General features: G+C 71.5%; 18 protein-coding genes. 8 read left to right on the forward strand and 10 right to left on the reverse strand.

The window, feature by feature from the left end; genetic code table 11:
• Nucleotides 1-205: 205 nt before the first annotated feature.
• Nucleotides 206-3,187, reverse strand: coding sequence for an excinuclease ABC subunit UvrA (gene uvrA / locus ABD236_RS22340; RefSeq protein WP_344075959.1), 2,982 nt, complete (start codon nucleotides 3,185-3,187; stop codon nucleotides 206-208).
• Nucleotides 3,188-3,370: 183 nt separating this feature from the next.
• Between uvrA and ABD236_RS22345 the strand changes: the two genes are divergently transcribed.
• From ABD236_RS22345 to ABD236_RS22355, 3 genes are all read left to right on the forward strand, one after another.
• Complete coding sequence (locus ABD236_RS22345) at nucleotides 3,371-4,057, forward strand: maleylpyruvate isomerase family mycothiol-dependent enzyme (protein ID WP_344075961.1); 687 nt, start codon at nucleotides 3,371-3,373, stop codon at nucleotides 4,055-4,057.
• A gap of 21 nt (nucleotides 4,058-4,078) precedes the next feature.
• Nucleotides 4,079-4,735, forward strand: coding sequence for an MBL fold metallo-hydrolase (locus ABD236_RS22350; RefSeq protein ID WP_344075963.1), 657 nt, complete (start codon nucleotides 4,079-4,081; stop codon nucleotides 4,733-4,735).
• Between the two features lie 138 nt (nucleotides 4,736-4,873).
• The gene (locus ABD236_RS22355) at nucleotides 4,874-6,151 is read left to right on the forward strand and encodes an MFS transporter (protein ID WP_344076053.1); all 1,278 of its coding nucleotides are present in this window, start codon (nucleotides 4,874-4,876) and stop codon (nucleotides 6,149-6,151) included.
• Between the two features lie 10 nt (nucleotides 6,152-6,161).
• Here the strand turns inward: ABD236_RS22355 and ABD236_RS22360 are convergent, their stop codons facing one another.
• The 6 genes from ABD236_RS22360 to ABD236_RS22385 form a co-directional block, all read right to left on the reverse strand.
• Nucleotides 6,162-6,467 carry a hypothetical protein gene (locus tag ABD236_RS22360; protein ID WP_344075966.1) on the reverse strand — a complete coding sequence of 102 codons (306 nt, stop codon included), beginning with the start codon at nucleotides 6,465-6,467 and terminating at the stop codon, nucleotides 6,162-6,164.
• 140 nt (nucleotides 6,468-6,607) lie between these two features.
• Nucleotides 6,608-7,588 (reverse strand): TerC family protein, encoded by a 981-nt coding sequence (locus ABD236_RS22365; RefSeq protein WP_344075968.1) that lies wholly within the window; start codon nucleotides 7,586-7,588, stop codon nucleotides 6,608-6,610.
• A gap of 248 nt (nucleotides 7,589-7,836) precedes the next feature.
• The gene (locus ABD236_RS22370) at nucleotides 7,837-9,756 is read right to left on the reverse strand and encodes a TerD family protein (RefSeq protein WP_344075970.1); all 1,920 of its coding nucleotides are present in this window, start codon (nucleotides 9,754-9,756) and stop codon (nucleotides 7,837-7,839) included.
• Nucleotides 9,757-9,880: 124 nt separating this feature from the next.
• Nucleotides 9,881-10,459: a TerD family protein gene (locus tag ABD236_RS22375; protein ID WP_344075972.1), complete on the reverse strand. Its 579-nt coding sequence runs from the start codon at nucleotides 10,457-10,459 to the stop codon at nucleotides 9,881-9,883.
• A 117-nt stretch (nucleotides 10,460-10,576) separates the two neighbouring features.
• Nucleotides 10,577-12,715: an excinuclease ABC subunit UvrB gene (uvrB, locus tag ABD236_RS22380; protein ID WP_344075974.1), complete on the reverse strand. Its 2,139-nt coding sequence runs from the start codon at nucleotides 12,713-12,715 to the stop codon at nucleotides 10,577-10,579.
• A gap of 72 nt (nucleotides 12,716-12,787) precedes the next feature.
• Entirely contained in the window at nucleotides 12,788-13,648 is an 861-nt protein-coding gene (locus tag ABD236_RS22385) for an MHYT domain-containing protein (protein ID WP_344075977.1), read from the reverse strand.
• A gap of 277 nt (nucleotides 13,649-13,925) precedes the next feature.
• On the opposite strand from ABD236_RS22385, the gene ABD236_RS22390 reads away from it, so the two are divergent.
• Nucleotides 13,926-14,504, forward strand: a complete 579-nt coding sequence (locus ABD236_RS22390) for a methylated-DNA--[protein]-cysteine S-methyltransferase (RefSeq protein WP_344075979.1) — start codon at nucleotides 13,926-13,928, stop codon at nucleotides 14,502-14,504.
• A 56-nt stretch (nucleotides 14,505-14,560) separates the two neighbouring features.
• On the opposite strand, the gene ABD236_RS22395 is transcribed toward ABD236_RS22390, so the two are convergent.
• Nucleotides 14,561-14,950, reverse strand: a complete 390-nt coding sequence (locus ABD236_RS22395; protein ID WP_344075981.1) for a cupin domain-containing protein — start codon at nucleotides 14,948-14,950, stop codon at nucleotides 14,561-14,563.
• 196 nt (nucleotides 14,951-15,146) lie between these two features.
• Here ABD236_RS22395 and ABD236_RS22400 point away from each other — a divergent pair, with 196 nt between their 5' ends.
• Nucleotides 15,147-16,052: a pseudouridine-5'-phosphate glycosidase gene (locus ABD236_RS22400; protein WP_344075983.1), complete on the forward strand. Its 906-nt coding sequence runs from the start codon at nucleotides 15,147-15,149 to the stop codon at nucleotides 16,050-16,052.
• A gap of 89 nt (nucleotides 16,053-16,141) precedes the next feature.
• Nucleotides 16,142-17,071, forward strand: a complete 930-nt coding sequence (locus ABD236_RS22405; protein WP_344075985.1) for a carbohydrate kinase family protein — start codon at nucleotides 16,142-16,144, stop codon at nucleotides 17,069-17,071.
• A gap of 19 nt (nucleotides 17,072-17,090) precedes the next feature.
• Here the strand turns inward: ABD236_RS22405 and ABD236_RS22410 are convergent, their stop codons facing one another.
• Together ABD236_RS22410 and ABD236_RS22415 are read right to left on the reverse strand one after the other, a co-directional pair.
• Complete coding sequence (locus ABD236_RS22410; RefSeq protein ID WP_344075987.1) at nucleotides 17,091-17,732, reverse strand: nucleoside/nucleotide kinase family protein; 642 nt, start codon at nucleotides 17,730-17,732, stop codon at nucleotides 17,091-17,093.
• Between the two features lie 72 nt (nucleotides 17,733-17,804).
• Nucleotides 17,805-18,464, reverse strand: a complete 660-nt coding sequence (locus ABD236_RS22415) for a winged helix-turn-helix transcriptional regulator (protein WP_344075989.1) — start codon at nucleotides 18,462-18,464, stop codon at nucleotides 17,805-17,807.
• Nucleotides 18,465-18,593: 129 nt separating this feature from the next.
• Here ABD236_RS22415 and ABD236_RS22420 point away from each other — a divergent pair, with 129 nt between their 5' ends.
• On the forward strand, nucleotides 18,594-19,805 hold the full coding sequence (locus ABD236_RS22420; protein WP_344075991.1) for a pyridoxal phosphate-dependent aminotransferase: 1,212 nt from the start codon (nucleotides 18,594-18,596) through the stop codon (nucleotides 19,803-19,805).
• Between the two features lie 139 nt (nucleotides 19,806-19,944).
• Nucleotides 19,945-20,595 (forward strand): DUF2293 domain-containing protein, encoded by a 651-nt coding sequence (locus ABD236_RS22425; RefSeq protein WP_344075993.1) that lies wholly within the window; start codon nucleotides 19,945-19,947, stop codon nucleotides 20,593-20,595.
• Nucleotides 20,596-20,620: the final 25 nt, after the last annotated feature.

The following is a 20,620-nucleotide window of genomic DNA, read 5'->3' on the forward strand; positions in this document are numbered from 1 at the left end:
GGCCCGTGGCTGAGCTGCACTCTCCGGCTGCCGGGGACTACCTAGGGGCGCGGGGAACTGCGCGACCAGCCCCCCACGGTCCGCAGACGAACCAAGGCGCCCGGGGGGCAAAGCCCCCGGCAGCGCGCCCCGCCCCCACCCTGCCCCCGGAGGGTTTAGGGAAGGGGCGGGGTGGGGGCCAAAAAAGGGCCCAGGGCGACGCCCGTCAGGACTTCCGGGCCCGGCTCGCCGCCGTCTTCTTGGCCGGCGCCTTGGCCGCCGCCCGCTTGGCGGGAGCCCGCCGCTTCACCACCGCCGCAACCGGCTCCGGCTCCGGCTCCGCATCGCTGATCCGATCCGCCCCCAGAATGTCCCGCAGGAACTTCCCGGTGTGGCTGGCCGCCACCGACGCGACCTGCTCCGGCGAGCCCTCGGCGATCACCAGACCACCGCCGCTGCCGCCCTCGGGCCCCATGTCCACGACCCAGTCCGCCGTCTTGATCACATCGAGGTTGTGCTCGATGACGATCACCGTGTTGCCCTTGTCGACAAGCCCGGACAGGACCTTGATCAGCTTCGAGATGTCCTCGAAGTGGAGACCGGTCGTGGGCTCGTCCAGGACGTACACCGTCCGCCCCGTAGACCGCTTCTGCAGCTCCGACGCCAGCTTCACCCGCTGCGCCTCACCACCCGACAGCGTCGGCGCCGACTGGCCGAGCCGGACGTAACCGAGCCCCACCTCGTTCAGCGTCCGCAGATGGCGGGCGATCGTCGGCACCGCCTCGAAGAACTCCAGCGCCTCTTCGATCGGCATGTCGAGGACCTCGGCGATGGACTTGCCCTTGTAGTGGACCTCCAGCGTCTCCCGGTTGTAGCGCGCCCCGTGGCAGACCTCGCACGGCACGTACACATCCGGCAGGAAGTTCATCTCGATCTTGATCGTGCCGTCGCCGGAGCAGTTCTCGCAGCGGCCGCCCTTGACGTTGAAGGAGAAGCGGCCGGGCAGATAGCCCCGCACCTTCGCCTCCATCGTCTCGGCGAACAGCTTGCGCACGTTGTCGAAGACACCCGTGTACGTGGCCGGGTTCGACCGGGGCGTACGGCCGATCGGGGACTGGTCGACGTGGACGACCTTGTCGACCAAGTCGTCGCCGTCCACGCGCGTGTGCCGCCCGGGCACCGCCCGCGCGCCGTTCAGCTCGCGCGCCAGGTGGGTGTAGAGGATGTCGTTGACCAGGGTCGACTTTCCGGAGCCGGAGACGCCGGTGACCGCGGTCAGCACGCCCAGCGGGAAGGAGACGTCGATGTCCCGGAGGTTGTTCTCCTTGGCGCCGTGCACGGTGAGCTTGCGCGAGGGGTCCACCGGACGCCGTACGTCCGGCAGCGGGATCGACTTCTTGCCCGCCAGGTACTGACCCGTCATCGACTCCTTGTTGGCGAGGAGCTGCTTCAAGGGGCCGCTGTGGACGACCTTGCCGCCGTGCTCACCGGCGCCCGGGCCGATGTCGACGACCCAGTCGGCCACCTTGATGGTGTCCTCGTCGTGCTCGACGACGATCAGGGTGTTGCCCATGTCGCGCAGCCGGACGAGGGTCTCGATCAGCCGGTGGTTGTCCCGCTGGTGCAGACCGATGGACGGCTCGTCCAGCACGTACAGCACGCCGACCAGGCCGGAGCCGATCTGGGTGGCGAGGCGGATGCGCTGGGCCTCGCCGCCGGACAGCGTCCCGGCGGCGCGGTTGAGCGAGAGGTAGTCGAGGCCGACGTCGACGAGGAAGCGCAGCCGCTCGTTGACCTCCTTGAGGACGCGCTCGGCGATCTTCTTGTCGCGCGCGTTGAGCTTGAGCTCGCCCAGGAAGTCGGCGCAGTCGCTGATCGACATGGCCGAGACCTCGGCGATGGAGCGGTCCATCACGGTGACCGCGAGGACCAGCGGCTTCAGCCGGGAGCCCTCACAGGTCGGACAGGGGACCTCGCGCATATAGCCCTCGAAGCGCTCGCGCGCCCCGTCGGACTCCGCCTCCGAGTGGCGCCGCTTGACGAAGGGCACCGCGCCCTCGAAGGAGGTGGTGTACGCGCGCTCCCTGCCGTACCGGTTGCGGTAGCGCACCTCGATCTGGGTCTTGTGGCCGTACAGCAGCGCCTTCCTGGCGCGCTGCGGCAGCCCGGCCCAGGGGATGTCCGTACGGAAGCCGAGCTCGTCGGCGAGCGCGCCGACGAGGCGGGCGAAGTAGTCCTTGGTGTGGCCGAGCGACCACGGGGAGATCGCGCCCTCGTCGAGGGACTTCTCCTCGTCCGGGATGATCAGCTCGGGGTCGACCTCCATGCGGGTGCCGATGCCGGTGCAGTCCGGGCAGGCGCCGAAGGGCGAGTTGAAGGAGAAGGAGCGCGGCTCCAGCTCCTCGAAGGACAGGTCGTCGTACGGGCAGTACAGATGCTCCGAGTACATCCGCTCGCGCTCGGGGTCGTCGGCCGCCAGGTCGACGAAGTCGAGCACCACCATGCCGCCGGACAGGCCGAGCGCGGTCTCCACCGAGTCGGTGAGGCGGCGCTTGGCGGAGTCCTTCACGGTGAGGCGGTCGATGACCACCTCGATGGTGTGCTTCTCCTGCTTCTTGAGCTTGGGCGGCTCGGAGAGCTGGATCGTCTCGCCGTCCACGCGCGCGCGGCTGTAGCCCTTGGTCTGGAGGTCGGCGAAGAGGTCGACGAACTCGCCCTTGCGCTCGCGCACCAGCGGCGACAGCACCTGGAAGCGGCTGCCCTCGGGCAGCTCCAGGACCTTGTCGACGATGGCCTGCGGCGACTGGCGGGTGATCGGCCGGCGGCACTCGGGGCAGTGCGGCTTGCCGATGCGCGCGAAGAGCAGTCGCAGGTAGTCGTAGACCTCGGTGATGGTGCCGACCGTCGAGCGCGGGTTGCGCGAGGTCGACTTCTGGTCGATGGAGACCGCGGGCGACAGACCTTCGATGAAGTCGACGTCCGGCTTGTCCATCTGGCCGAGGAACTGGCGGGCGTACGAGGAGAGCGACTCGACGTAGCGGCGCTGCCCCTCGGCGAAGATCGTGTCGAACGCGAGGGACGACTTGCCCGACCCCGAGAGCCCGGTGAAGACGATGAGGGAGTCGCGCGGGAGGTCGAGCGAGACGTTCTTGAGATTGTGCTCGCGCGCGCCACGGACGATGAGACGGTCGGCCACGCCGGTCCGCACCTTTCTTGAAGAGAAGCAGGGGGCGGAACCCCCGTCTCAGACTATGGGGGGTCGCCAGGGCGATGGATTGCTTTACAGCCAAGGATGCCTGATGCCACTGACGAGCCTATAGCACGCGCATTCGATTTACGGACTCGTCCAGGCGGCTTCACCCGAATGAGTGGCGGGACTATCGTCGGCGCCATGATTGATCATGCGCACGACCTGGCATCTGTACGGGAAGCCACCGACCGGCTGCTCACCGCAGCCGCCGAACTGGACAACGCGGCGCTCGCCGAGCCGTCACGGCTGCCGGGCTGGAGCCGCGGGCATGTGCTCGCCCATCTCGCCCGCAACGCGGACGCGCTCGTCAATGTGCTCGCCGGGCGCCCCATGTACGAGAGCGCCGAGGCACGGGACGCCGACATCGCGCGCGACGCGGCGCGCCCGCTCGACGTCCACCTCGCCGACCTGCGCGAGAGCGCGGCCCGCTTCCAGGAGGAGGGCGCCCGCCCGGCGGACTGGTCCCGCAAGGTGGAGCTGCGCAACGGCGTCGTCGACGAGGCCGCCCGCATCCCCTTCCGGCGGCTGATCGAGGTCGAGCTGCACCACGTCGACCTGGGCGTCGGCTACGAGCTCGAGGACCTGCCGGACGAGTTCGTCCGGCGCGAGATCCAGTTCCTGGCCGACCGCTTCTCGGGCAACTCCGCGGTCCCGCCGGTCACCCTCACCGGCAACAACGGCCACAGCCTGCGCACCGGCGGCACCGAAGGCACTCCGGTGACCGTGGGCGGCCCCGCATGGGACCTGCTGGGCTGGCTGGCGGGCCGCAGGAACGGAACCGCCCTGGAGGTCTCCGGCGGCCCGCTGCCCGCCCTGCCGCCGCTGTAGGCCCGGGGCTACGCTGAGTCCATGACGTACAGCGGAACGGTCAAGGTCGGCGGTCCTGCGGATGTCCACGAGCTCGGCGATCTCATGATCTCCAAGGTCGCGGTGGGCCCGATGGACAACAACGCGTATCTGCTGCGCTGCCGGGCCACCGGCGAGCAGCTCCTGATCGACGCGGCGGCCGAGCCCGCGACCCTGCTGACGCTGATCGGTGACGACGGCATCAAGTCCGTCGTCACCACCCACCGCCACGGCGACCACTGGCAGGCGCTCGCCGAGGTCGTCGCCGCCACCGGCGCGACGACCTACGCGGGCCGCCACGACGCCGAGGGCATCCCGGTGCCGACCGACGTGCCCGTCGAGGACGGCGACACGATCCGGGTCGGCCGGGTCGAGCTGACCGCCCGCCATCTGGTCGGCCACACCCCGGGCTCGATCGCCCTGGTCTACGACGACCCGCACGGCCATCCGCACCTGTTCACCGGCGACTGCCTCTTCCCGGGCGGGGTCGGCAACACCCACAAGGACCCGCAGGCCTTCGCCAGCCTCCTGCACGACGTGGAGACCAAGCTCTTCGCGGCGCTGCCGGACGAGACCTGGGTGTACCCGGGGCACGGCAACGACACCACGCTCGGCGAGGAGCGCCCGAAGCTGCCCGAGTGGCGAGCGCGCGGCTGGTAGTCGCACGCTCGGGCGCGAACAGTCGGTCCACGGCGCGGGCGCGCTTCCGCACGCCCCCCGTAACCGCCCTTACGCACGGGTAGTTGGCGCGACATGCGCTACTCCCCCGCCTCTCCCTCCACACCCGCACCACCGTCGATGACCCGGCTCGCCGCCGCCTCGCTCGCCGGGACGGCGGTCGAGTTCTATGACTTCTTCGTGTACGGGACGGCCGCCGCGCTCGTCCTGGGCCCGCTCTTCTTCCCCACGTTCTCCCCGCTCGCCGGCTCTCTGGCCGCCTTCGGCACCTTCGGGATCGGTTTCCTCGCCCGCCCGCTCGGATCTGTCGTCTTCGGCCATATCGGTGACCGTCACGGACGTCGTCCGGTGTTGTTCCTCTCGCTGTTCCTGACCGGTTTCGCCACTGTGGCCGTCGGCTGTGTGCCCTCGTACGCGTCGATCGGGGCCGCCGCCCCCGTCCTGCTGCTCCTCCTGCGCTTCCTCCAGGGGCTCGGGCTCGGCGGCGAGTGGGGCGGGGCCGTGCTGCTCGCGGTGGAGCACGCGCCCGCGCGGCGCCGGGTCCTGTGGTCGTCCTTTCCGCAGATGGGCCCGTCCGTGGGGTTCCTGCTGGCCAACGGCGTGATGCTGGCGCTCTCGGCGGGGCTCACCGACGCCGAGTTCCGCTCCTGGGGCTGGCGGATCCCGTTCTGGGGAGCCGGGCTGCTGGCGGCGGGCGGGCTGCTCCTGCGCTCCTCGCTCACCGAGACCCCGCAGTTCCAGGAGATCGGCGAACGCGCCCGGCTGCCCCTGGCGGAGGTGGTGCGCGACCACTGGCGCCTGGTGCTGCTGACCGCGGGGGCGCTCTCGGTCGGCTACGCCGTCTTCTACGCGGTGACCACCTGGGCCCTGGCGTACGCCACCGAACACCTCGGCGTGAGCCGTACGGTCATGCTCGTCTGCATCATGTCCGCCGTCGCCGTCAAGGGCGCGCTGACCCCGGTCTCGGCCCTGCTCGCCGACCGGTACGGGCGCCGGCCGCTCTGTCTCGCGGGCTGCACGGCCTGCGCGCTGTGGATGTTCCCGATGGTCGCGTTGCTCCAGACCGGCGAACCGCTGCTGATGTTCGCCGGCTTCCTGGGGGCGCTGCTCGCGTTCATCACCATGTTCGCGGTGATCGCGGCCTATCTGCCGGAGCTGTACGAGCCCCGGGTGCGCTGCACGGGCGCGGCCGTGGGCTACAACCTGGGCGGGGTGCTGGGCGGCGCGCTGACCCCGGTCGTGGCGACCGCGCTCGCCCGGGGCGAGGGGCCGCCGTGGGGCGTGGCGGCCTATCTGACCGGGGTCGCGCTGTTGAGCCTGGGCTGTTTCGCGCTGCTGCCGGAGACCCGGCCGGCGGCGGAGCCGACGGAGGCGGGTGCCGAGGCGGCGCCCGCCTAGGGCCTGGCGGCTACAGGGACTCCGACTCCACCACGTCGCAGTCCGTGAAGACGGGCGGCCTGCTGGAGAGCGCCGCGAGCTGCCTGGCGAGCTCGGTCGTCTCCGGCGCGTCGCTGTTGGCCATCGCCTCCTCGTACGAGTCGAACTCGACCACGGCCAGACAGCGGTTGGGGTTGGAGCGGTCCCGCAGCAGCGTGCGGTGCGTGGGACCGAGCTTGCGGCCCTCCGACCGGGCCTTCTCCTCGTACTGACGGATGAGGTCGCGCATCTCGTCCGCGCGCTCGGTCTCGAAGTCGATGATCTGCGCGAACTTCATGGGGTCCTCCTGGTCCGCGGTGCCCCCGCGGACCGGGAGCTCTCCCCGTCCAAGCAAGCACCGGCCGACCGGCCCGGCAACTGGGCGCCCGGCCGGCCGGTGCGCGCGCCGGTGCCGATGCACCGCGCGCCCCCGCGGGGTCAGACCCCGACGCTCTTCCTCTCGTCCTCCTCGGCCGCCGTCTGCTTCTTGGCGGCCACCAGGCTGGTGACGGTGGTGATGCCGAGCACGCCGCAGATGACGCCGAGCGAGACCGGGATGGAGATCTCGGGGACGTTCACCCCGTTCTCATGCAGCGCGTGCAGCACCAGCTTCACTCCGATGAAGCCGAGGATCACCGAGAGGCCGTAGCTGAGGTGGACCAGCTTCTTGAGCAGCCCGCCGATGAGGAAGTACAGCTGGCGCAGACCCATCAGCGCGAAGGCGTTGGCGGTGAAGACGATGTACGGGTCCTGGGTCAGACCGAAGATCGCGGGGATCGAGTCCATCGCGAACAGCACGTCGGTCATGCCGATGGCGAGCATCACGACGAGCAGCGGCGTCATGATCTTCTTGCCGTGCTCCTGGATGAAGAGCTTGGTGCCGTGGTACCGGTCGGCGACGCCGAACCGCTTCTCGATGGACTTGAGCAGGCGGTTCTCCTCGAACTCCTCGTCCTCCTCGTCGGAGCGCGCCTCCTGGACGAGCTTCCAGGCGGTGTAGATCAGGAAGGCGCCGAAGATGTAGAAGACCCAGGCGAAGTTGGCGATGACCGCGGCGCCGGCCGCGATGAAGATCGCCCGCAGCACCAGCGCTATCAGCACACCGAAGAGCAGCACGCGCTGCTGGAGGTGGGTCGGCACCGAGAACTTCGCCATGATCAGGATGAAGACGAAGAGGTTGTCGACGGAGAGCGACTTCTCGGTGATGAAGCCCGCGAAGAACTCGCCGGACGCCTGGCTGTCGCCGAAGACCAGCAGGCCGACGCCGAAGAGCCCGGCCAGCACGATCCAGACGACCGTCCAGATTCCGGCTTCCTTGACCGACACGTCATGGGGCTTGCGCCCGATGAAGAAGTCGACCGCGATCAGGGCGCACAGACCGAGAATGGTCAGCACCCACAGGGTCATGGAAACGTCCACAGTGCCTCCGGCTTCGTACCGCTACAGATCAGCGTCGTCGCTGCCGGAGGTCTCCTCCACCCTGGCGTGCCTCCGCCCTCGGGCCGGCGCCCCGGAACCGGTCATATCGGTCCGTACTGACGGGAACGCCGCAGTCGGGAGTACTCCCCTCCGCACCAAGAACCCTACCCCAATCACCAAGAGAAGGTAAAGGGAAGGGTAAAGAAGAACCAAGCCGGTTGGTCGGTGCGCGCCCCGGGGCGCGGACGTCAGCGCGGCCAGGCGCGCCTCGCGTCGGCGACCTGGCCCAGCACCTGCTCCAGCACCGCGCTTCCGGCCGGGACCAGCGGTGGCTCGTACGTCCACGCGTGGCCCACCCACGGATCCGCCAGGTGGTCGTCCGGCACCGGCGTCAGCCGCAGCAGCGAACGCCACAGCGGTTGCAGCACCGGCCCGTACGCACTGGCCTCCTCGCGGTCCGCGATCATCAGCAGATGGATGCCGACCGAGGGGCCCTCGTCGGCGAGGTAGCGCAGCTGGTTGACGGCCCGGTCGTCGAAGCCGTGCGGGAAGTCGTTGACGATCAGGAGCTGCTCGGCGGTGTCCATACCGGGCGGCAGCGCGTCCGCCCCGGCGCCGCCGCGCGCGGCCATCTGGAGCAGGTCGACGCGCTCGGTGAGCCGGGAGAGCACCGCCGCCACCCCCTGGGCGCCGGCGGCGGGCGGCGCGGCGAGCACCCCCGACCGCGTCAGGGGCGCGAAAGCCCCGGCCGCCGCCCCCGCCGGGTCCAGGACGTGCACCGCGAACTCGTGTGCCGGGTACACCGCCAGCAGCCGGGCCGCCAGCGCCACCGAGGTCTCCACGGCGAGCCCCTTGACCTGCTCGCTGTCCATGAAGGCGGCGGCCTCGGAGCCCGAGCGCCCGGAGTCGATCCACAGCCCGCGCTCCAGCGGCAGCCGCACCAGCATCGGGATGCGCAGCTCCGGCCGCTCCGGCAGCCGCAGGTCCCCCACGCGCAGCGCCATCGGGATCTCCATCGGCACCCGGTAGGCGTGCCAGACCGGGTTGTCCCAGCGGGCGTAGGCGGGCGGCAGGGCGGGCTCGACGACCTCGGACTCGGCGGTCAGCTGTGCCAGGTCGCGGTCGAACGCCTCGCGCGCGCGGTCGACGAGCTGCTCGCGCCGGGCCGAGGCCTCCTGGCGGGCGAGGTCGCCGGTGGAACCGATCCGGCTGCGCGGATCGGCCAGCGCCCGGTCGAGCTCCTGCTCCATCCGCGAGTCCGCGAAGTCGACGGCGCTGCGGTACGCGGCGGTGGTGCGGGCCAGGTCCTCGAACATGCCCCACACCTGGTTGTAGAGCCGCTCGTCCATGGACCAGCCGGTGGCGTCGCCCGCCACGGGGGACGCGCTCTCGCCGGGTGCCGCGGGCGGCGCGGTGGGAGGCGGCGGCGGGGGCGCGGTGTTCTTGCGGCGCGGGTGGGCGTAGTCGATGGGGCCGTCGTCGCTGAGGGACTGCTGGGCCGCCTCGGGCGGGGGCGCGGCGCCCGCCGGGCCCGTGTCGCCACCGCTGCCGGGCGCGCCGGTCCGTACCCGGCCCTCGTCCGTCGTACGGGGCGGGGGCGCCGCCACCGAGCGGGAGGCGCCCAGGGCGACCGCGTCCAGGATGCCGGCGGCGAGCTCACGGGCCTGCGGCAGGCCCTGGTCGACGAGCATGTCGGCGAGGCCGCCCGCGTAGCCCTGGCCGATGGCGCGGACCTTCCAGGCGCCGCCCCGCAGATAGAGCTCCAGGGCGACGACCGCCGACTCCGCGTCCAGGCCGGTGATCGTGTAGCTGGCGACCTCGGTGCCGTCGAGCCCGGTAACGGCCACGAAGGGCGCGGCGACCGCGGCGAACCGGCTCGGGCCCGCTGTCCCGGGCGGCAGCGCGAGCAGCACGCTCACCCGGTGCACGCCCTGCGGCAGCGCCTGAAGGTCCACGGCGAGACGGTGGTCGGCGGCGGCCTGCCGGGAGACCTCCAGGCCCGGCAGCGTGGGCGCACCGGGGTGGGCCACCCACTCCGTCCCGCGCACCGTGCCGTTCTCGTCGCCGAGGGTGGCGCCGGCCACGATCGGTGTCCCGGCCGACACCCGGATCTCCAGTCGGGTCTGGGGCAGGGGGTGGTTCTGTCCCCGTACCAGCTCGGCCGTCATCGCTCTGTCCCCTCGTCGAGTTGCCGGTGGTGCACGGTGGTGCGGGGCAGCTCCCGGCGGCCTTGCCTCCGGGAGCTGCGGTTGCGGCCGTGGGGCCGGTGGTGCCTGCGTGGCGCGCCGGCGCCTACAGGTGCGGCAGGATCGCCGGCATCAGGTCCTGGAAGGTACGGCCGTTGGACGGGTTGCCGATGGCGGTCATCTGCCAGCCGGCGCCCGCGCGGTGCACCTTCGCCATGATCTGCGCCGTGTACTGACCGCCGCCGTCCAGCGTGTAGCGCGCCAGCTCCTGGCCGTTGGTCTCGTCCACGATGCGGCAGAACGCGTTCTGCACTTCCTGGAAGGTCTGGCCGGTGAACGAGTTCACCGTGAAGACGATCTGGTCGATGTGGACCGGGACGCGCTGGAGGTCGACGAGGATGGACTCGTCGTCGCCGCCCTGGCCCGCGCCGCCGACCAGGTTGTCGCCGGTGTGACGGACCGAGCCGTCGTCGCTGACGAGGTGGCGGAAGAACACCACGTCCACCGGCTGCTTGTCGGCGAAGAGCACCGCCGAGGCGTCCAGGTCGATCTCCCGGGTGCGCGAGCCGAACAGGCCGCGGCGCGGCGCCGCCTGCCAGCCGAGCCCCATCCGCACCGCGGTCAGGGTGCCGCCACCCTGCTTCTCCAGGCTGATGGCCTGCCCCTTGGTCATATTGACCGTCACGCGCTGTCCCCTCTCCGCATTTTTTACGTTCCCGCCCGACCCTACGCAGTGGCGCGATGTGCGCCACCGCTCGGGGCGGATTTGTGTCGGTCTTGCAACACAGCGGGTGGCGGGCCGTCAGGCCTGCCCCGCCTCCCGCATCTGCCGCAACTCCTTCTTCAGCTCGCCGACTTCGTCGCGCAACCTGGCGGCGATCTCGAACTGGAGCTCGGCGGCGGCGGCCCGCATCCGCTCGGTCATCTCCTCGATCTGCTCGGCGAGTTCGGCGGCCGGGCGGTCGGTGAGGACCTCGCCGCCCTTGCCCGCCTTCGCCTTCGACTTCGACTTCGCCGCCTTCGCGCCGAGCGCGGGGACCGGCGCCTTGGCGCCCTTGCCGTCCTTGCCCTTGCGGTAGCCGGAGCCGAGCAGCTGCTCGGTGTCGACCTCCTCGCGCGCGATGGTGGCGACGATGTCGTTGATCTTCTTCCGCAGCGGCTGCGGGTCGATCCCGTGCTCCTTGTTGTACGCGACCTGCTTCTCCCGGCGGCGGTTGGTCTCCTCGATGGCCTTCTCCATCGCCGGGGTGATCTTGTCGGCGTACATATGGACCTGGCCGGAGACATTGCGCGCCGCGCGGCCGATGGTCTGGATCAGCGAGGTGCCCGAGCGGAGGAAGCCCTCCTTGTCGGCGTCGAGGATCGCGACCAGCGACACCTCGGGCAGGTCCAGGCCCTCACGGAGCAGGTTGATGCCGACCAGGACGTCGAACTCGCCCGCCCGCAGCTCCCGCAGCAGCTCGACCCGGCGCAGGGTGTCGACGTCGCTGTGCAGATACCGCACCTGGATGCCCATCTCCAGGAAGTAGTCGGTCAGGTCCTCGGCCATCTTCTTGGTGAGGGTGGTGACCAGGACGCGCTCGTCCTTCTCGGTGCGCTTGCGGATCTCGTGCACCAGGTCGTCGATCTGGCCCTCGGTGGGCTTGACCACGACCTCGGGGTCGACCAGGCCGGTGGGGCGGATGATCTGCTCCACGAAGCCGTCGCCGCGCGACAGCTCGTACTTTCCGGGGGTCGCCGAGAGGTAGACGGTCTGCCCGATGCGGCCCAGGAACTCCTCCCACTTCAGCGGCCGGTTGTCCATCGCGGACGGCAGCCGGAAGCCGTGGTCGACCAGGGTGCGCTTACGGGAGGCGTCGCCCTCGTACATCGCGCCGATCTGCGGCACGGTGACGTGCGACTCGTCGAGGACCAGCAGGAAGTCGTCCGGGAAGTAGTCGAGGAGGGTGTTGGGCGCGGTGCCGGGGTCGCGGCCGTCGAAGTGCATCGAGTAGTTCTCGACGCCCGAGCAGCTGCCGATCTGGCGCAGCATCTCGATGTCGTACGTGGTGCGCATCCGCAGCCGCTGGGCCTCCAGGAGCTTGCCCTGCTTCTCCAGCTCGGCCAGGCGCTGCTCCAGCTCCTGCTCGATGCCGGTGATCGCCTTCTCCATGCGCTCGGGGCCCGCCACATAGTGGCTCGCGGGGAAGACGTAGAGCTCGCGGTCCTCGCTGATGACCTCGCCGGTGAGCGGGTGGAGGGTGGACAGCGCCTCGATCTCGTCGCCGAACATCTCGATCCGGACGGCGAGCTCCTCGTAGACCGGGAAGATCTCGATGGTGTCGCCGCGCACCCGGAACGTGCCGCGCGCGAAGGCGACGTCGTTGCGCGTGTACTGGATGTCGACGAAGCGGCGCAGCAGCTGGTCGCGGTCGATCTCCTCGCCGACCTTCAGCGGCACCATCCGGTCCACGTACTCCTGCGGCGTGCCCAGGCCGTAGATGCACGAGACGGAGGCCACGACGATCACGTCGCGGCGGGTCAGCAGCGAGTTCGTCGCCGAGTGGCGCAGCCGCTCGACCTCCTCGTTGATCGAGGAGTCCTTCTCGATGTACGTGTCCGACTGCGGGACGTACGCCTCGGGCTGGTAGTAGTCGTAGTACGAGACGAAGTACTCGACGGCGTTGTTGGGCAGGAGCTCGCGGAACTCGTTCGCCAGCTGGGCCGCCAGGGTCTTGTTCGGCGCCATGACGAGCGTGGGGCGCTGGAGCTTCTCGATCATCCAGGCAGTCGTCGCCGACTTGCCGGTGCCGGTCGCGCCCAGCAGGACGACATCCTTCTCACCTGCGCGGATGCGCCGCTCCAGCTCGGCGATGGCCGCCGGCTGGTCGCCGCTGGGCTGGTAGGGACTGACGACCTCGAAAGGCGCCACCGTACGTTCGATCTTGGAAACGGGCCGCATGGAACCACCGTACGACCCCCCACTGACAGTCGGGCGCGATCGGCCCGGCGGCCGGGTCCTCCGAGCCTCGGATCACCAGTCGTGCGGCGACGAGGAGCCCTCGCCGGGCCGGTGCGGGGCGGCCCACCGGGTCGGCTCGGGGAACGAGGGCAGATGGCGCGGGACGGGCGCCGGGCGGGGCGGCCGCTTCTCCCACTCGGGCCTGCCCATCACCACGAGCGGGTCGAACATCACGACGACGCCCGCGAGCACCAGGAAGGCGACCGGGCCGATGAGCATCGGTGCGAGCACGGTCGCGGAGGAGTCCCCGGCCGTGGTGCCCGCCCCGTCGTGCAGATGGACGCTGAGCGCGGCCATGCCCGTGTAGTGCATACCGCTCACCGCCAGGCCCATGACGACGCTGGCGCCGAGGCTGGCGAGGAAACCGCTCACCGAGACGGCGGCCCACAGGGCGGCGGTGGCGGCGACGACCGCGATCACCACGGAGAGGCTGACGGTGAGCGTGTTGTACGCGAATTCGCCGTGCAGTCGAATTCCGGCCATTCCGAGGTAGTGCATCGACGCCACCCCGAGTCCGGTGACGGTCCCGCCGGTGACCAGGGCCATGGGGGTGGCGCCCCGGTATCCGACGATGAAGATGCCGATCCCGACCATGACGACGGCCAGGCCGAGGCTGGCGAACGTGATGGCCCGGTCGTAGCTCAGCACTTCCTGGCGGACCGAGAAACCCATCATCGCGATGAAGTGCATGGTCCATATGCCGGAGCCTATGGAGGTGGCCCCGAGGGCCAGCCAGAGCGCCCTGAAGGGCCGGTCGGCCCGTAGCGACCTGGCGGTGCAGCGCAGCCCGAGCGCGCCGCCCAGACAGGCCATGAGGAACGCCACTACCGGCGTGACGAGCCCGTAGGTGAAGCCGTCGACCGTCCCGTGCATATCCGTTGCCCTTCACCCCGTACCGACTACCGACTGAAGAGGCCGACTGCTGTCGCGGAGGCCCTGGTTCGGGGCGACATTAAGGCTCGCCGAGCGACAGGCAAACATTTTCACGCCAATTTGTCGACACCTTGAACCCGGGGGGTGTCTTCCCCGTACTTCCACGACAGCAAACGATCCCGTCCGGCGGACGGCGCCGGCCCTGCGACGACCGGCCGGACCGGGGCCCGCCGCCGGCCCCCCGGGCGTTGTCAGTGCCGGGTCGTACGGTGGCGACATGAGCAGCGACGAGCAGTTCGAGCGGGCCTCGCGGGGGCCGGAGCGGGTGGTGTGGGCCGTCGTCGGCAGCGACATCGGCCCCCTGCTGCTGGCCGCGACCGACCAGGGCCTGGTGAACGTGGTCTTCCACGCCCGCGAGCCGGTCCGGGACAAGGCGCTGCGGGGCCTGGCGGCCCGACTGGGGACCGAGCCGGTCGCGGCCCGCCCGGAAGGGACGGGCCCGCTGGCCGAGCCCATACGGCAGCTGGAGGCGTATTTCGCGGGCGAGCTGCGCGCCTTCGAGCTGCCGCTGGACTGGACGCTGTCCTCCGGGTTCAACCGCCAGGTGCTCCGCGAACTGGAGGCGACCGTTCCGTACGGGACGGTGGTGGGGTACGGCGACCTCGCCGACCGGGTCGGCCAGCCCCGGGCGGCGCAGGCGGTGGGCGCCGCCATGGGGTCCAACCCGCTGCCGGTCGTGGTGCCCTGCCACCGGGTGGTGGAGAGCGACGGCGGGCTCGGCGGGTTCGGCGGCGGCCTGGAGACCAAGCGGCGGCTGCTCGCCCTGGAAGGGGTGCTGCCGCAGCCGCTGTTCTGAGGGCTCCGGGCGGACCGTCGGCTCAGGGCCGGCCGTAAGGTGCGGGCCGGGAGGCGCTAGAGGCTGATGTGGTACGCCTTGCGCAGCGTCTCGTGCACGGTCCACGTCGTCCGGTCGCCCTCGCGCAGCACGCACGCGTCACCGGGGCCGAGCTCTAGGGTCTCGCCGCCCGCCACCTCGACGGTCGCACGCCCGCTGACCACCACGAAGAGCTCATTGGCCTCCGTGTCGGTCACCACACCGGGGGTGATCTGCCAGATGCCGCGCACCTGCTTGCCGTCGGGCGACTCCCAGAGCACCTTGCCGGTGACCTCGGGGGTGCCCGAGACGATCTGGCCGGGGTCCAGGGGCTCGGGCTCCAGCTCGGCGTCCGGGATGTGGACAACGAACGAGGCCGGAGCGGCCTCGGCGACGGAAGGGGACTCGATGTGATCATTGGTCGTCATGGCGCGCCAATCTAGCCATGTCCTCCGGCGCCCTCGACGCCGCCTCTGTCCGGAACCGCCCGCCGGGAGCAGACTCCCCGTGAGTGGCTCGCGGGGGCGGGCCCCGTAGGCCTCGCGGCCGCCGCCTCCGCGCGCCTCGCACAGGTGATCGCCGACGGGACGTTTACGCGGCGCGCGGGCGCGCCAGGGATGGGGCATGTCCTACGACGACGTACTCAAGGTGTCCGAAGAGGTGCGGGAGGCCCTGGCCGAGGGGCGCCCGGTGGTCGCCCTGGAGTCCACGATCATCGCGCACGGACTGCCGCGCCCGCGCAATCTGCGGGTGGCGACGGAGCTGGAGGAGCTGGTACGGACCGGGGGCGCCGTCCCCGCCACGGTCGCGGTCCTGGACGGGCGGCCCCATGTCGGCCTGGACAAGGACCAGTTGGAGCGGATCGCGGGCGGCGGGCTGCGCAAGCTCGGCCACCGCGATCTGCCCATGGCGCTGGCCGCGGGCGCGAGCGGGGCCACCACGGTCTCGGCGACCGCCTATCTGGCGCACTGGGCGGACATCCGCGTCTTCGCCACCGGCGGGCTCGGCGGCGTCCACCGGGGCTGGACCGAGACCCAGGACGAGTCGGCGGACCTGCGGCTGCTGGCCCGTACGCCGGTCGCGGTGGTGTGCGCGGGAGTGAAGTCGATCCTGGACGTGCCGGCGACGCTGCAACGGCTGGAGACGCTCGGCATCGGGGTGGTGGGCTACGGCACGGACCGCTTCCCCGGCTTCTATCTGGCCGACTCCGGCGAGCCGGTCGACTGGACGGTGAACACCCCTCAGGAGGCCGCCGACGTGCTGCGCTCCCACGACGCCATCGGCCCCGACTCGGCGCTGATCGTGGCCAATCCGGTGCCGGAGGCGGACCAGCTCGACCCGGAGCTGCACGACCGGGTGCTGGCCGAGGCCCTGGCCGCCTGCCGGGAGCGGGGGATCACGGGCCAGGCCGTCACCCCGTTCCTGCTCGACCATCTGGTGCGGCACACCGGCGGGGCGTCCCTGGAGGCGAACGTGGCAGCGGTGCGCGGCAACGTACGGCTGGCGGCGGCGATCGCAGCGGCGCTGTGAGGGGTGCGCCGACGAGAACGGGGCCGGGTTCGGAACCGGGATCGGGATCCGGACCGAGCTCGGAAGCTCCTGGTCCTGGACCTGGACCTATGCGGGACGCGGCGGAAGGCTCGGCGCCCCGGGGCCTGCTGGTCGTCGGGGACGTAGTGACCGACGTCGTCGCCCGGCACCGGGGCCCATTGGCCCCGGCCACGGACACGGCGGCCCAGATCCGTACGGTCCCGGGCGGGGCGGGGGCCAATGCGGCCTGCTGGGCGGCCCGTTCGGGCTGCCCGGACGTACGCGTCCTGGGCCGGGTCGGCAGCGACGCGCTGGCCTGGCACGAGCGGCGGCTGCGGCGTGCGGGCGTACGGCCGCTGCTGGTCGCGGACCCGGTGGCGCCCACCGCCACCGTCGTCTCCTTGGTCGACACCGCGACCGCCGAGCGCACTTTCCTGACCGACAGCGGCGCCGTGCTGCGCATATCCCCCGCCGACTGGGACCCCGCGTTCCTGGACGGCGTCGGCCGGCTGCACCTCTCCGGCTATCTGTTCTTCGCCGACGCGAGCCGTGAACTGGCCCTCGCCGCCTGCCGTTCGGCACTGGAAGCGGATGTTCCGGTGAGCCTGGACCCGGCGTCGGCGGGGTTCCTGGCCGAGCTGGGGGCCGAGCGTTTCCTGGCCGCGGCGGAGGGGGTGGAGGCGCTGCTGCCCAACACCGACGAGGCACGGCTGCTCACGGGACTCGCCGAACCGGCCGAGGCCGCCGTCGCGTTGAGCCGTAAGTTCCCGCTGGTCGCGGTGACGCTGGGGGCGGCCGGAGCGCTGGTGGCGGTGGGCGGCGAGGTCGTAGCCCGGGTGGCGGCTCCGGCCCCGAGCGCGCCCGCCGTGGACTCGACGGGCGCGGGTGACGCCTTCACCGGCGGTTTCCTCGCCGCCCTGCTCGCGGGCGCGGACCCGGCCGAGGCAGCTCGGGCGGGCTGCCGGGCGGGCGCGGAGGCGGTGACGGTGGTGGGCGGACGGCCGCCCGTACAGGACTGATCCGGAGAGCAGACAGGCTCTAACGGGCCGTGCCTCCGTTCCACGCCGGGTGCCTCGGGTCGTCGGCGCGCACGACCACGTCGGCGGCTTCGGCGGGCCGCACCTCCTCCTCGTACCGCTCGAACGCGGAGAGCGTCCACCGGGCGCCGTCCTCCGTGCGCCGCCGCAGCGCGCCCGGCGAGAGGCGGAGGTGGACGGTGAGGTCGAAGGGGAACCACCGCCCCAGGAGCAGCGGCCCGTGGACCACCAGCACGCCGCCCTTCGGCAGGTCCTGGTACGCGCTCCGGGTCGCCCGGTCGGTCACCGGGTCCCAGAGGTCGGGCAACACCCGGCCGCTGCCCCCGGCCTCCAGCGGGTCGAACACCTCGCGCCACAGCGCGGCGGTGTCGAACCAGCCGTCGAAGTACGTGTCCGGATCCTCGCGGCCGTACTCGAAGCGCAGCGAGGCGGGCCGCAGGAAGCCCTCCGTGGACAGCACGAGCACCGACCGCCCCCGTATGCGCAGCGCCTCGGCGAGCGCGGCCGCCAGCTCACCGGGCCGGGCCGCGGGCGCCCCGTCGACGCCGACACGCAGCCACGGGCCGCCGCCGGGTGACGTGTCCACGGCCCGTTCCGCCAGAGCCTCGGTCAGCCGTTCCCAGGTGATCGCTTCGAGTCGCACGCCTCCATGATGCGGGGTGCTCCGGCCCGGGCGACGGCGGCCCGGGCGCGCGTGCGGCGCGGCGGGCGCCGGTCACTCGCCGCGCAGGGCCGCGGCGACGGGCCCCTCGCCCGTCACCTCGATCCGTCCGTCCTTGACCCCTTCCTCGATGGTCAGCGCGCCCTCGGCGAGGGCGCGGCAGGTGTCCGCGTCCAGGACGAGCCGGGCGTCGGCATCGGGCGCGGGCCCCTCCCCGTACACCGTGCCCCCGTCGTCCACGGATCCGTCCCCGCCGGTGCGGACGTGGAACTCGCCCTCGTCCAGGCGTACGTCGAGGACCGCCGGGCCGTACGGAAGGCGGCCCAGCAGCGGGATCAGCGGGATCGCGAACCAGTGCGCGCGCACGGCGTCGGTGGGCCGCCGCTCGGCGAGGTCCGGCGCGCCCCAGGCGGCGAGGGCGGTCAGCACGGGCAGCAACTCACGTCCGCGCGCGGTCAGTTCGTACACCGTCGCGGCTGCGGGCGGGGGCAGCTTGCGGCGGGTCGCGAGCTCCTCGCGCTCCATGTCCTTGAGGCGTGAGGCGAGCACGTCCGTGGACACGCCCGGAAGATCCGCGTGCAGATCCGTATAACGACGGGGTCCGGCGAGGAGTTCCCGGACGATCAGCAGCGTCCACCGGTCCCCGACGGCATCGAGGGCGCGGGCGGCGGCGCAGTACTGGTCGTAGCTTCGACGACGTGGCTGACGTGGCATGCGACGCAGTCTAGACAAGATGTTGGACTTTCCAAGCTCCTACTTGGTAAAACCAAGTAACGCAATTCGAGTGACTGACGACAGACGAGTCACACCAGAGGGATCTGGGCACCTCGGGAGGGCCACGGCATGGAGTTCCGGCAGTCGAGCAAGCTGAGCGAGGTCTGTTACGAGATCCGCGGCCCGGTCATCGAGCACGCCAACGCGCTGGAGGAGGCGGGCCACAGCGTGCTGCGGTTGAACACCGGCAACCCGGCGCTCTTCGGCTTCGAGGCGCCGGAGGAGATCCTCCAGGACATGATCCGGATGCTCCCGCAGGCCCACGGCTACACGGACTCGCGCGGCATCCTCTCGGCCCGGCGCGCGGTCGCCCAGCGCTACCAGGCGATGGGGCTGCCTGACGTCTCCGTGGACGACGTCTTCCTCGGCAACGGCGTCTCCGAGCTGGTCTCCATGGCCGTACAGGCCCTGCTGGAGGACGGCGACGAAGTCCTCATCCCCGCGCCCGACTTCCCTCTCTGGACAGCGGTCACCAAGCTCGCGGGCGGCCAGGCCGTGCACTACATGTGCGACGAGTCGGCCGACTGGTACCCCGACCTCGACGACATGGCGTCGAAGATCACCGACCGCACCCGGGCCGTCGTCATCATCAATCCCAACAACCCGACGGGCGCCGTGTACCCGAAGGAGGTCATCGAGGGCATCCTCGATCTGGCCCGCCGCCACCAGCTGATGGTGTTCGCGGACGAGATCTACGACCAGATCGTCTACGACGACGCCGTCGCCCACTGCGCCGCCGCGCTCGCGCCCGACCTCGTCGTCCTCACCTTCAGCGGCCTGTCGAAGACGTACCGCGTGGCCGGGTTCCGCTCCGGCTGGCTGGTCGTCAGCGGCCCGCAGCAGCACGCCAGGAACTATCTGGAGGGGCTCACCATGCTCGCTTCCATGCGGCTGTGCCCCAACGCGCCCGCCCAGTACGCCATCCAGGCCGCGCTCGGGGGCCGCCAGTCCAGCAAGGAGCTGACCGCGCCAGGCGGCAGGCTCCACGAACAGCGCGACCGGGCCTGGGAGAAGCTCAACGAGATTCCCGGGGTGTCCTGTGTGAAGCCCAAGGGCGCGCTGTACGCCTTTCCCCGGATCGACCCCAAGGTTCACCCGATCGAAGACGACGAGAAGTTCGTCCTTGACCTGCTGCTGCGGGAGAAGATCCAGGTCGTCCAGGGCACCGGCTTCAACTGGCCGCGCCCGGACCACTTCCGGATCCTGACCCTGCCGCACGCGGACGCCCTGGACGCGGCGATCAGCCGCATCGGGCGCTTCCTCAGCGGATACCGGCAGTAGACGTAGTCCGACCACCGCGGTTTGCGCGAAAGCCGCTTGAGGGATCAAGACAGGAAGGGGAGAGCAGGGGGTCGTCGAGCCGTCCGGGCTGTCCGGGCCGTCCGGTCGTCCGGGCCGTCGGCAAGGGAGGTGGCACCCCGTGCTCGTCATAGAACCCAGACGGCGGCACCGCTGCGCCGACTGCGAGCGGGCCCCCCTCGCCCGGCTGGTCCTGGACACCGGAGCCCCGCGCTGTCTGGACTGCGCCGACCTCGGGCACCTGGTGTTCCTGCCGCGCGGCGACACGGCCCTGACGCGCCGCGCCCGCGAGGAGAGCACGCTCTCGGCCGTCGTCGTCCGCTTCAACCGCCGACGGCGCCGGTACGAACGCCAGGGCGTGCTCGTCGAGGAGGCGGCGCTCGCCGTCGCCGAGGAGCGCTGTCTGGCCGACGCGGAGGCCCGTGCGCGCCGCCGCGCCCGCGACGCGCTCCGCCGGGCCGCCGAGGACGTCCGCTTCACCGCGACCCTGGAGGCCGAGATCCTGCGCCTGTTTCCCGGCTGCCCGCCCGAACGGGCCCACGACATAGCGCTCCACACCTCACTCCGGGGCAGCGGCCGGGTGGGCCGCAGCGCGGCGGGCCGCGCCCTGGACGAGGAGGCGCTGACAGCGGCCGTCCGCGCCTCCGTACGCCACCTGGACACGCCCTACGACGAACTCCTGATGGCCAGGGTCCCGCGCAACCGGGCACGGGCACGGGTGGCGGCGCGGATCGAGGGAGTGCTGGCGGGGTGGGCGGAGGGGTGGATGTAGTGCGAGAGGCCTGCCTGCCATGCTG

This window comes from Streptomyces crystallinus (genome assembly GCF_039521265.1).
GTDB lineage: Bacteria > Actinomycetota > Actinomycetes > Streptomycetales > Streptomycetaceae > Streptomyces > Streptomyces crystallinus.